Annotated in this window: 9 protein-coding genes, 1 pseudogene and 1 CRISPR repeat array; of the genes and pseudogenes, 6 read left to right on the top strand and 4 right to left on the bottom strand. The window is 72.0% G+C overall.

Annotation, left to right across the window (positions count from 1 at the left end):
* On the bottom strand, positions 1–729 hold a 729-nt coding region (locus tag VM324_05580; protein HVL98743.1), incomplete at its 3' end, for an L-threonylcarbamoyladenylate synthase.
* An 84-nt stretch (positions 730–813) separates the two neighbouring features.
* On the bottom strand, positions 814–2,616 hold the full coding sequence (locus tag VM324_05585) for an acyl-CoA dehydrogenase (GenBank protein HVL98744.1): 1,803 nt from the start codon (positions 2,614–2,616) through the stop codon (positions 814–816).
* Positions 2,617–2,761: 145 nt separating this feature from the next.
* On the opposite strand from VM324_05585, the gene VM324_05590 reads away from it, so the two are divergent.
* Positions 2,762–3,496 (top strand): adenosylcobinamide-GDP ribazoletransferase, encoded by a 735-nt coding sequence (locus VM324_05590; GenBank protein HVL98745.1) that lies wholly within the window; start codon positions 2,762–2,764, stop codon positions 3,494–3,496.
* Positions 3,497–3,675: 179 nt separating this feature from the next.
* Positions 3,676–3,894, top strand: a pseudogene (infA, locus tag VM324_05595) (translation initiation factor IF-1).
* A gap of 39 nt (positions 3,895–3,933) precedes the next feature.
* On the opposite strand, the gene VM324_05600 reads toward infA, so the two are convergent.
* Together VM324_05600 and VM324_05605 are read right to left on the bottom strand one after the other, a co-directional pair.
* On the bottom strand, positions 3,934–4,581 hold the full coding sequence (locus VM324_05600; protein HVL98746.1) for a site-specific integrase: 648 nt from the start codon (positions 4,579–4,581) through the stop codon (positions 3,934–3,936).
* Between the two features lie 954 nt (positions 4,582–5,535).
* Positions 5,536–6,165 (bottom strand): hypothetical protein, encoded by a 630-nt coding sequence (locus VM324_05605; protein HVL98747.1) that lies wholly within the window; start codon positions 6,163–6,165, stop codon positions 5,536–5,538.
* Positions 6,166–6,357: 192 nt separating this feature from the next.
* Between VM324_05605 and VM324_05610 the strand changes: the two genes are divergently transcribed.
* The 4 genes from VM324_05610 to VM324_05625 all read left to right on the top strand — a co-directional run bounded on the left by VM324_05610 (position 6,358) and on the right by VM324_05625 (position 10,436).
* Positions 6,358–6,753 (top strand): helix-turn-helix domain-containing protein, encoded by a 396-nt coding sequence (locus VM324_05610; GenBank protein HVL98748.1) that lies wholly within the window; start codon positions 6,358–6,360, stop codon positions 6,751–6,753.
* A complete protein-coding gene (locus VM324_05615; GenBank protein HVL98749.1) occupies positions 6,750–7,328 on the top strand; it encodes a PIN domain-containing protein in 579 nt (192 codons plus the stop codon). The genes VM324_05610 and VM324_05615 overlap by 4 nt, the downstream gene beginning before the upstream one ends.
* Before the next feature lie 126 nt (positions 7,329–7,454).
* Positions 7,455–9,242, top strand: a complete 1,788-nt coding sequence (gene mobF, locus VM324_05620) for a MobF family relaxase (GenBank protein HVL98750.1) — start codon at positions 7,455–7,457, stop codon at positions 9,240–9,242.
* Positions 9,243–9,245: 3 nt separating this feature from the next.
* Positions 9,246–10,436: a hypothetical protein gene (locus VM324_05625; GenBank protein ID HVL98751.1), complete on the top strand. Its 1,191-nt coding sequence runs from the start codon at positions 9,246–9,248 to the stop codon at positions 10,434–10,436.
* A gap of 942 nt (positions 10,437–11,378) precedes the next feature.
* A CRISPR array of direct repeats spans positions 11,379–11,588; the repeat unit is 28 nt; unit sequence GGAACACCCCCGCGTGCGCGGGGACGAC.
* The last annotated feature ends 343 nt before the right edge of the window (positions 11,589–11,931 follow it).

Here is an 11,931-nt window from a genome sequence, read left to right on the forward strand (position 1 = left end):
CGCCCGCTTCCTGCCCTGTCCCCGGGCGACGAGCTCTACCCGGCACGCCGGGGCGTAGTGGCGGTAGCGGGTGCCCGGCGACGCGGGCGAGCCCTGTGCGACGAGCGCCCCGCCAAGGTCCTCACGCGAGATGGCGCCCTCGCGCAGGACGACCGGGGCGGCGCCGCGCGCGTCGACGACCGTGCTCTCGATGCCGATGCCGCTCGGGCCCGCGTCGAGGAGCAGGGCGACGCCGCTGGCGGCGAGGTCCTCGACGACGTGGGCGCCGGTGGTGGGGGAGGGACGGCCCGAGCGGTTGGCGCTCGGGGCAGCAACCGGGAGGTCGGCTGCGCGCAGCAGGGCGAGCGCGACGGGGTGGTCTGGCACCCGGACCGCCACCGTGGCGAGCCCGCCGGTGGTCACCGCCGGCACGGCCGGGGCGGCGTCGACGACGAGGGTCAGGGGACCGGGCCAGAACCGCTCGGCCAGCCGGGCGGCGAGCGGCGGAACGGACGCAGCGACCGCACCAAGGCCGGCCGCGTCGGCGACGTGCACGATGAGCGGGTTGTCCGCGGGGCGCCCCTTGGCGGCGAACACGGCGCGCACGGCGTCCTCACGCCGGGCGTCGGCGCCCAGGCCGTAGACCGTCTCGGTCGGAAACGCCACGAGGCCACCCGCCCGGAGCACCGCCGCCGCCGACGCGATCGCGGCGGGGGCGGGCCGATCGCGCTCGACGCGCAGGACCTCCATCGCGGCGAGTCTAGGCAGCGCCGGCGGGTGGGCGTCCAGCGCTCGGCGTGGGCGGGGCGACGCGGCCGCGACCTGCCGGACGGGTCAGAAGGCCGGGTCGTCGAGCTCCATGACCCGCAGGTCGGTGGCTTCCATGACCGCGCGGCGTGCCGCCAGCTGCGGCAGGACGGTCGCGGCGAACCAGCGGGCTGCGGCGACCTTGCCCTCGTAGAACGCGCGGTCGCTGCCGTGCGGCCCGTCGGCGAGGGCGGCGAGGGCCACCTCGGCCTGGCGCAGCAGCAGCCAGCCGACGACGAGCTCGGAGAGCGCGAACAGGAACGGGGTCGTGTTGAGGCCGACCTTGTAGATCGACTCGCCGAAGAAGCCCACGAGGGCGCCGAGCATGCCTTGGACGTCCTCGAGCGCCACGGCCAGCCGCTGGCGTTCCGCGGCGAGCGCGCCGTTGCCCGCGTCGCCCTTCGCGAACTCCGCGACCTCGCCGAGCAGCGCGGTGAGCGCAGCGCCCTGGTCCTTGCCGATCTTGCGGAAGAACAGGTCCATGCCCTGGATGCCGGTGGTGCCCTCGTAGAGGGTGTCGATCTTCGCGTCGCGGATGTACTGCTCGATCGGGTAGTCGCGGCAGTAGCCCGACCCTCCGAAGACCTGCAGGGACTGGGCGAGCAGCTCGTAGGACTTCTCGGAGCCGTAGCCCTTGACCATCGGCAGGAGCAGGCCGTTGCGCTTCTTCAGGCGCTCCGCCTCCTCGCCCGGCTCGGCCAGCTCGATGCGGTCCTGGATCGACGCGGTGTAGAGGACGAGCGCGCGCATGCCCTCGACGTGGGCCTTCTGCTCCATGAGGCTGCGGCGGACGTCGGGGTGGCGGATGATCTCCACGCGGGGGGTGTTGCGGTCGCCGGCGCGGGCGAGGTCGGGGCCCTGGACGCGCTGCTTCGCGTACTCCAGTGCGTTGAGGTAGCCCGTCGACAGGGTCGCGATCGCCTTCGTGCCGACGAGCATCCGGGCGTACTCGATGACCTTGAACATCTGGCGGATGCCGTCGTGCACGTCGCCGACGAGCACCCCCCGGGCCGGCGTCGACTCCCCGAAGGTGATCTCGCAAGTCGCCGAGGCCTTCAGGCCCATCTTGTCCTCGACCTTCGTGACGACCGCGCCGTTGCGCGCCCCGAGCGAACCGTCCTCGTTGACCCAGTACTTCGGCACGATGAAGAGGCTGAGCCCCTTCGTGCCGGGGCCGGCGCCTTGCGGCCGGGCGAGGACGAGGTGGATGATGTTGTCCGGCCAGTCGAAGTCGCCGTTCGTGATGAACCGCTTCACGCCGGTGATGTTCCAGGTCCCGTCACCGTTGTCGGTGGCCATCGTCCGGCCGGCGCCCACGTCGCTGCCCGCGTCGGGCTCGGTGAGGACCATCGTGCCGCCCCAGCGGTGCTCAACCGTCGGGACCACCCACCGCCGGCGCTGCTCCTCGGTGACGAGCTCGTCGATGATGGCCGCGAAGAACGGACCGGCCGCGTACATGAGGGCGGCGGGGTTGGCGCCGAGCAGCAGCTCCATGGCCGCCCACCGCAAACTCGGCGGAGCACCGTGCCCGCCGAGGTGCTCGGGCAGGTCCAGGCGGTACCACTCCCCGTCGAAGTACGCGTCGAGGGACCGGGTGAGGGCGGCGGGCAGGGTGACCTCCCCGTCGGCGAAGACGAGCGGGGTGCGGTCACCCTCGGTGAAGCTGTCCGCGAAGGGCCCCGTGGCGAGGCGCTCCACCTCCGCGAGGACGTCGCGGGCGGTGTCCGGGTCCATCTGCGCGAAGGGGCCTGAGCCCATGTGCGCGTCGGTCCGGAAGACCTCGAAGAGGTTGAAGGTGATGTCTCGCAGGTTGCTCTTGTAGTGGCCCATGACGCTCCCTCGCTGACCACGCCCCGGGTGAGGGTCTGCACCCCGAGTGGGTTACCCGCGAGTAAGGTTACCGCGCGGTAACATCGCGCGCAATGGCCCTTGCCGTGCTGGTCGTGGGCCCGGACCCGGCGCTAGCATGCCGCGGGTGGCCGCCGCCCTGCGCTACCTCACCGTGCTGCCCGTGGGCGGCGCGGGGGCAGTCCCGGGGCGCAGGGCGCTCGCCGCCTTCCCGGTCGTGGGGCTCCTGCTCGGCCTCGCGTGGGCGGTGCCCGCCGCCGTGCTCGGGCGCATGGCGCTGCCGCTCGCCGTGGCGGCCGGCATCGTGCTGGCCGTGGACGCGGTGCTCACCCGTCTCGTGCACCTCGACGCCGCGGCCCGGCTAGCCGACGAGGTCGCGGGCGCTCCGGCGGACCGTCTCCGTGGGGGTGACGAGGCGAGCCACCCTCTCCCGCCTCCGCCGACCGGCCCGGGCGCTCCTGTCGGGGCCGCGGGGACGACCGCGCTCGTCGTCGCCCTCCTCGTCCGCTTCGGGCTGCTCACCTTTGTCGCGGGATTCCCTGGCCTGCTCGTCGCGGTGCCCGCCGCCGGAAGGACGGCGATGGTGGTGGCGTGGTGGCGGGCGCGGGGCGGCTCGGCGACGTTCGAGGCTCCCGAGACCGGCGTCGCCCTGGCCGCGACGGTGCTCGGGGCGGCGGTGGTCTTCCTGACCGCCCACGTCCCGGGACTCGTGGGACTCGGCGTCGCGCTGCTCGTCGCACTCGCGGCGGCGGCGTGGGGGCGGCGCAGCTACGGTGGCCTGAGCGACCGCCACGCCTGCGCCTGCGCCATCGTGGCGGAGACGGCGGCGCTGATGGCCCTCGCCATGGCCGTTATCCTCTAAGGTGCATCAGGGGCCTGCGCCGCTTTCGGCGCGCTTGTCGCCCGGTCGGCGCCCGTCGCGCACGTTCATCCACCTGCAAAGGAAGCACACTCACCATGGCACGTCGACGCACGAGGAAGCCGCCTTCACGGCGACAGGCTGATCCCGAGACGAGGGCCAAGCGGGAGGCGCGGGCCGGTTCGACGAAGGAGGCCGCCCTCGAGCTCGAGGGCGTCGTCGAGGAAGCCCTGCCGAACACGATGTTCCGGGTGAAGCTCGACAACGGCCACAGCGTGCTCGGACACATCTCCGGCAAGATGCGCAAGCACTACATCAGGATCCTGCCGGGCGACCGGGTGACGCTCGAGCTCTCCCCCTACGACCTCACCCGAGGTCGTATCACCTACCGCTACAAGTAACGGTTTCCGGCCGTACAAGCCGCTGACCAGCGGAAACGCTCACGAGCCGGCCTGATGGCTCACGCCTGGCTCACACGAGCGAAGGAAGGCATCCACCGCCGCTCGCGCGTGGTCGGGCGCCTGCGGCATCACGTGGGCGTACGTGCGCAGCAGTAGCGCCCCGCCGTCCGCGTGCCCGAGGTATTTCGCCACCGCCGGCACCGACACCCCGGCCTGGAGCTGCGTCGAGGCGTACGTGTGCCGCAACACGTGGTAGCCGTTCTCTCGCGTCGGCTCGACGCCCGCGGCCGTGAGCGCCGGCTTCCACACGCGGTCGTTGAAACTCCCGCGGTTGACGGGGCCGCCAGCGGTGTTGGCGAACACGAGCTCCAAAGTCGTCGGGGCGCCGCCGGGCTCCCGCCACGGCAGCGTGACCTCGACGGGCGGGAACCGGCGCAGGTGCTCGGCGAGCGCCACCGCAATCGTCTCGGACAGCGGCACCGTGCGCACCTTGCCGCGCTTGGGTAGGTCGAACACCGTTCCACCGTTCACATGCTTGAGCTGATGGCGAACATGGACCTCGCGGCGCAGGAAGTCGATGTTGTCCACCGACAGGCCAAGCGCCTCGCCGTGCCGCAGGCCCACACCGACGCCGACAGGCACGAGCGCGGCGTATCGGGCAGGCATCGCAGCCTCGACGGCCGCCACCGTCGCGGGCGTCCAGGCTTCCACCGTCCGCTCGACGCGGCTCGGGGCGCGTACGGCCCTCGAGGCGCACGGGTTGCGGGCGATGATTCCGTCCTCGACCGCGGCGCCCAGGATGGCCGACAGCGTGGCCAGCAGCAGCCGGACGTAGCTTGGCGCCAGGGTCCGCGACGCTGCGGCGACCCACTGCTGGACGACGCTGGGACGGATGGCACGCAACTCGAAGTCGCCGAAGGCGGGCAGCAGGTGGGTGCGCAGGTGTGACGCTGCGCCCTCCCGCGTCCGTGCCGACGTCGTCAGCGATGCCCAGCCACCGTTCCGCGTGCTCGGCGAACGTCACCTTGCCGGCGTCCGGGTCCACGTAGGCGCCGCGGAGCAGGTCGGCCTCGACCGCCGTCAGAAACCGCTGCGCATCAACCTTGCGGGCGAAGCTGCGGGTGCGCTGGCGGCCGCTGGGATCGCGGTAGACGGCCTCCCAGGGCTTCGGTCGGTCGGGACGCTTCCGAATCGATGCCATTGGAATTCGCTCCCTCGTGTGCCTCGTCGTCGTCGGGTGGCGCAACGGTACGCCGAGTGCGGACAACCTCATCGTCCACTGCCTTGTGGGCTGGGGATCTGCCTAGGCGGACGCTTCGAGTTGCTCGTCCTCCCATGCGCGGACATCGGCGGGACAGAACCGCAGGTGGCGACCAACGCGGAAGCCGCGTGGCCCCTTCTGCATGTACGCCACTGGTGAATCGTCTTGACGGGGACGCCGAGGTACTCGGCGAGCTCCGCGGTGCTCCAGAGCCGCTCGGGCGCCGGGGTCACCTGGGTGTCCACTGGCCGCTTCGATGCGGGTCGCTGTTCAGGTGTCAACTCCATGCTGCACCTCCCGAGGATCGACGGAATAGGGCTTTGGCCATGGGGAGTTCCCGGCGCGGTCTCGCCGTGGGACCGCAAGTCCGCCCAGCCGGTTCACCGGCACCGCCCTCGCCCCCCGCTGCCCCAGGCGCGCCGCTGTGCCTCGGTGAACCGCTGATCGTCGGCCAGGGCGTCGGTCAGCTCCTGGCCGAGCAGGTCCGTGCCCGCGGGCAGCGCGGCGCCGTGGCCGCGTGCGGCGTCCTCGAGGAGGCCGACGAGCCGCTGCAGCCCCTCGTACAGGATGGTCATCGCTTCCTCGGCGGTCTCGCTCAACACCAGGCCGGGCGCCTGCGTTTCCCAGCCGGCACGTTCCAGGATGGCGCGCACCTGCGCGTTGCGGCTGGCGGCGAGTTCGTAGAGGTCGACGACGTAGGAGAGCGGCCGTCGATGAGCGGCTGCCCATCGGGCGGCCGCTTCGCCGGGATGCGCCAGGCGGGCGTCCAGGTCGCGTGTCATGTCCCGGACCAGCTTGGCGACCTCGTCGAGGCGCTTCTTCAGGTACGGCGTGCCGAGCCGCTGCAGCTGCACCCGTGCATCGACGTCGAGGTCCGCAGCCAGGTCGGCTGGGGCTCTATCAGCAAGCCAGGGGGAGAACCACTCCTCGTTCAGCCACCTGAGCGCATCCTCCAGCAGGCGCCCGAGCTGTCGCGGGTCGGCGTCCTCGATCCGGGCATACACGCTCATGGCAGCCCGCCGCACGCCCGGGATCGAGCCCTTGTCGCCATCCGGCAACTCCCTGTTGGAGAGACGGCCGGTAGGGAGTTGCCGCTGCGACGACGGGGTTGTGACAGGACAGGTGCTTTTCTGTCCGTCGCCGCTGCATCGACCGCCATGTCAGCGGTTACACTTGTTTCACATAGACAGGAAGGGGTTCCGATGTCGGAGCAGCGCGCAGAGCGCTTCGTCGCGCTTGATCGACAGCTGGAAGCCGCCGTCGAGCGGGCGGGGGAGCGCGGAGCGAGCGTGGTCGTGGGTGAGTCGGAGCCGGTCGACCTGCCGCCCGACTCGCTCAAGACGCTGCACAAGGTCGTGCACGCCCTCGCCGCCGGCAGCGAGCCGATGCTGACCACCACGGAAGCAGCCGACTTCCTCGGTGTGTCCCGCCCCTACCTGACCCGGCTGCTTAAGTCCGGCAAGCTGCCCTACCGCAAGAAAGGCAACCGCCACCTTGTCCCGCTCACCAGCGTCGAAGCGTTCAAGACCGAGCGCGATCACAAGCTGGACGAGCTGACCGCTTTGGCGGCCGCCGAGGAGCACCTGGGCATTCGGTGAGCCGCCGATCCGAGCGGCTCGGCGTCGTGCTCGACGCCAACGTGCTGTACCCGCAGTGGCTGCGCGACGTGATGCTGACCCTGGCGGCCATGGGCTACTACGACCCCGTCTGGTCGCAGCAGATCATCGAGGAGATGCGCCGCAACGTGCTCCGCAACCACCCCGACATCGACCCGCAGCACTTCGACGACTCCACCATCGCCGCGCTGCGTCGCGCCTTCCCCGACGCCTGGGTTGAGGTGCCCGACGAGCTCGTCGCCGAGATGAACAACACGCCGGAGGACCGCCATGTCCTCGCCACGGCCGTGGCCGCAGGTGCCCAGATGGTGGTGACCGCCAACACCGCCCACTTTCGCTCACCGTGGTACGTCGACTCCGGCCAGATCGCAGTGCTCGAACCCGGCAACTTCCTCACCGAGGTTCTTGAGCACCATCAGGAGCTGATGGCCGCCGCCCTTGAGCACCTCGCGGCCAACCGACGCCGCGTCAGCAGCGTCGCCGACGTCCTCGACGAACTCGACCGCAACGAAGCCCTCCGAGGCTTCGTCCAGGTCGCTCACGACCGCCTGCTGTAGCTCGTCCACGCAACGCCGCGCCCGGTTGGTCACAACTCGCGTCCCGCGGGAGCAACTCCCTGCATGACTTCTGCAAGGGGACGCACCAATGCATCACGAGATCCACGCGGACCGGGACGACCGGCCGTGCTGACCGTCAAGAAGATCCTCGCGGGGCGAGGCGCGGTGGACTATTACCTGAATCAGGCCCGTCGCGGGCTGGCCGACTACTACCTGCCGGACGAGCGGGCCGGCGACGGTGCGGCGCGCTTGGCGGCGCCCGGGTCGTCGTGGTGGGGCGGCGGTGTCCAGGTGCTGGACCTGTCGGGTGATGTGGAGCGGGCCGAGTTCGTGCCGCTGTACACCAAGGCGGCCCGGCCCGGCGGCGGCTACCTCGGTCGGCGGTTCCGGCTGCCCGAGGAAGCGGCGTTCGCCAAGGCCGATGCGCTGCGCGCCGCGTCGGAGATCACCGACGCCTACGAGCGGTGGATGGCCCGCCACGAGATCCGTCGCCGGGCGCCGCGCGCGTCGGTGGCGGCGTGGGACTGTACGTTCTCCCCGCCCAAGAGCGTGTCGCTGCTGTGGGCTGCCGGCGACCGGCGTGTCCAGCGGCAGGTGTGGGCCGCGCACCTCGCCGCGGTCGACGCCGGGCTGGGCTACCTGGAGCAGCACGCCGCCTATGTGCGGGCGGGACGCAACGGCGTGCGGGTGCTTGACACCTCGGGGCTGGTGGTGGCGCGGATGAACGAGTGGACCTCCCGCGACGGCGACATGCACGTGCACACCCACTGCCTGATCCTCAACCGCGCCGAGACGATCGTGGACGGCAAGTGGCGGGCGTTGGACGGTCGGGCGCTGCTGTCGGCGCGCACCGGCGCGGGCGCGCTGTACAACCGCACGCTTGAGGCCGAGCTCACCCGGCGGCTCGGGGTGGCATGGCGGGACCGCCCCGACGGGCTGCGCGAGCTGGACGGGGTGGACGACGGGTTGATCGAGGTGTTCTCCTCCCGTCGGCGCGCGATCACCGCCACCGTCGAGCAGCTCGCTGCCGCCTACCGGGACAAGTACGGCGTGGACGCGCCGCCGGCGGTGCTCTCGGCGATGGGCCAGGCCGCGTGGGCCAAGACCCGCCAACGCAAGCGCGACCTCGACCCCGACGAGGCTCTGGAACGCTGGGAGGCCACCGCTCGCCGCCGCGGCCGGCAGCTCGCCCGCCTCCCCCAGCAGGTCCTGGGCCGGCCAGCCCAACCTTGGGCACACGGAACCGATCCGCTGGAGCGCCTTGTCGCTCGGCTGTCGGGCAGCGGTCGGGCGACGTTCACCCGTCACGATCTGCTGCGCGCCGCCCTGGACGTCCTGCCACCCGGCGCCCTTGACCAGACCGAGCTCCAGGCTGCAGCGGAGCAGCTGGTCGCCCGGGCGGTCCGCCATCCGCAACTGGTGGGCGTGACGGCGCCGGACGTCATCGACGCGCCCGCCGAGCTGCGACGCCGCGACGGCAGCAGCGTGTACGAGCAACCCGGCCGTCAGCGGTGGGCGCTGGCGGTGACGCTGGATCAGGAGGCCTGGCTGCTTGACGTTGCCGTCGAGCCGACCGGTCGCACACCCGGCCGCGACCTCGTCGAGGCAGCGATCATCGAGCACGACCTCGGCGGCGATCAGGCAGAGGCGGTCCGCGAGCTGCTCGGCTCTTCCCGGCGGGTGGGGTTGCTGGTCGGCCCCGCCGGTGCGGGCAAGACCCGCACCCTGCGCGCGGTCGTGTCCGCCTGGCAGCACGGCGGCGGCGAGGTGCTCGGGTTGATTGTCTCCCAGGCTGCCGCAGGCGTGCTCGCCGACGAGGCGCACGTGCGGGCGGAGAACACCGCCAAGTGGCTGCACGAGACCCGCACGCCCACCTGGCCTACGCCACCACCGCCCACCGCGCCCAGGGCATGACGGTTGACGTCTGCCACGCCGGCCATCACCGCCGGCACCTCCCACGAGCAGCTGTACGTCGCCGCCACCCGTGGCGCCAGGGCCAACCACCTGTGGGTCATCGTCGACGCCGACCGCGAGGTCGTCCGCGATGACATGGACCTGCCGGCCCCCGAACAGATCCTGTCGCGCATCCTGGCGCGCACCGACCCCGATCGGCTCTCCGCCCACCAGGTCATCCAAGACTCGCTGCGCGAGTCGACGTCGCTGGCGCGGCTCGGAGCGATCTTCGAAGACGCCGCCCGCACCGCCACCGACCACTGGCTCCGCCACACCCTCACCGAACGCGGACTGGGCGCAGCGGCCGGCGACCCGCAATGGCCCGCGTTGATCACCCGCGCCCGCGAGACAGCGCTGGCCGGCCACGACCTCGCCGCCCTCCTCGACGAAGCCATCACCCTGCGGCCCATCGGCGACGCACACTCCGCCGCCGCTGTCCTGCACTGGCGACTCGGCGTCCTCGGCGCAAACCCCGCACCCCGCGCCCGAGGACCCCTCGCCTCCCTCCCACCCGCCGATGGGCTCGCCATCGACGTTGCCCGGCAGGCCGGCGAGCTGATGCGCCACCGCTGGCGCGACCTGCGCGCCACCCTCGCCGCAACCAGCGAACCGCTGCCGTGGGCTCCAGCGCTCGGCCCACGAGCCGCCGACCCCACCGAGCAGTCAGCCTGGCTGACCGCCGCCACCGCCGTCACCGCCTACCGCGAACGCTACGAAGTCCCCGACCACACCCCCATGCTCGGCTCCCGACCAGCCGCTTCACGACCCGACGCCCGCTCAGCGTGGGACCACGCCTGCATCCAAGCCGACCGCTACCTCGCCCGGCGCCTCCACCACCTCGACGACCAGGCCCTCGCCGACCTCGACGCCCGCCAGCAGACCATCCTCGACAACCCGCCATGCTTCGACCCCAACGAGCTCGAGCGCGGCCGGCAACGCCGCGACGCCAACCAAGTGACCACAGATCCAAGGCGGGGGCGCATCAGTCATCGCGAGCAGCTCCTCGTCCAGCGCCTCGAACGAGCAGCTCGAGCCCACCAAGACTGGCGGCGCGCAGCTGCCGACGCCCTTGCCATCCGGCGTCAGGTCACCCTCGAACTCGTACGCCGGCGGGAACTCACGCCCCGTCCCATGGCCGTCCGCCTCACCCGCTGAGCACTTCCCGGACACTCCTCCCGAACCATGCGAGAGTTGAGGGATATCCCATGGCAAGACGCCGGCGAAAGCGGCCCCGCACGAGCGCGCAGCTATCACTGAGCGTGATGCCGAGCCGTGGCCGGAGTTCCCCCCTACGGCGGTTGTGCCGGGTCGGTCCAACTGACGGTTGGACCGCCATCCTGAGGGCGACATTCTGACACAACCCCGCGTGCGCGGGGACGACTCCGGCTCCGGGGTGGGGGACGTGGCCGAGTGGGGAACATCCCCGCGTGCGCGGGGACGACGCACCCCAAAGCATCGACGTCGAGTCGTCGTCCGGAACACCCCCGCGTGCGCGGTGACGACGCGTTGGACGATTTGGCGATCACGCCGGAGCGGGGAACACTCCCTGCGTGCGCGGGGACGACGGCTCAGGGAGCAGCACGCGAGCCTTCCACCTGGGAACACCCCCGCGTGCGCGCGCGGGGACGACCTAGAGGACGCCGGCCTGATCGTCCGCAGAGGCGGAACACCCCCGCGTGCGCGGGGACGACGCGAGCCGCGAGTCGATCGTCGCCGCGACGTGCGGAACACCGCCGTGCGCGGGGACGACCAGGTCGTCACCCGCTGGAGGACCTGTTGGCTGGGAACACCCCCGCGTCGGCGACGGTGACCTGACCGGCATCGTGGAGCACCTAGCGCGTGGCGGCGCCGATGTGGCCGCCGTCCCGGTCGATGAGGCCACACCACCCAGCCGGGTACCAGCAGCTAGGAAGGGTTCGGCCGATGATCCACGACTCCATCGCCGCGCCCGAGGTCGAGCTGCCCGGCAGGCTGCCCGCCCTCGCCCCGCGCCGTCGGCCCGCGCAGGGGCGCCGTCCTCAAGTCCCGTGACGCCGGCCTACCCCGCTGTACATGCTCATCCTGGATGTCGCCCGACAGGTGTCGCCCATCTTCCGGGGAACACCCCCGCGCGCGCGGGGACGACGGCACGCAGGCTCAGACGTTCCGCCGCGGCGGGGGAACGCCCCCCCGTGCGCGGGGACGACCTGCGCGCCGGAGTGACCTGTAGGGTGCTACAGGAACACCCCCGCGTGCGCGGGGACGACAGGTCGGCGGGCCACTCGTCGAGGTCGCCGCCCGGAACACCCCCGCGTGCGCGGGGACGACCTGGACCGCTGCCCGCATGGCCGGGCGCCGACATCATTCTCCAGGCTGGCACGGTCCGTGCATGTTGGCACAGTGTGACGGCAAGTTCCCCATTGCCATTCATATCCGCCTGTGAGAGCATTCAGCGATCGGACGGGTCGTGCGCCCGCCGAACAGCAGCGGCACAGGAGGTTGGGGGCAACGGGCGACGCCGCTTAGTTAGCCTCGATGTTTCGCGCGGCAGGCTGATGGGCGCGTGAATGTCGTCGGTCCGGCGTGCGGCTGACGAGTTGTTGGCGGCGGGGCGGTGTGGCAGCGGTGGGGTGGCGCGGGCGGCGCGTTCACGCCTGTTTCGGGGCAGGGT

The organism is Egibacteraceae bacterium (assembly GCA_035540635.1).
Classification (GTDB): Bacteria; Actinomycetota; Nitriliruptoria; order Euzebyales; family Egibacteraceae; genus DATLGH01.

What these genes read in the sequence shown, in the direction of transcription:
- VM324_05585 (HVL98744.1), bottom strand. Translation starts at nt 2,616, where the DNA reads ATGGGCCACTACAAGAGCAACCTGCGAGACATCACCTTCAACCTCTTC.
- VM324_05610 (HVL98748.1), top strand. Translation starts at nt 6,358, where the DNA reads ATGTCGGAGCAGCGCGCAGAGCGCTTCGTCGCGCTTGATCGACAGCTG.
- VM324_05605 (HVL98747.1), bottom strand. Translation starts at nt 6,165, where the DNA reads ATGAGCGTGTATGCCCGGATCGAGGACGCCGACCCGCGACAGCTCGGG.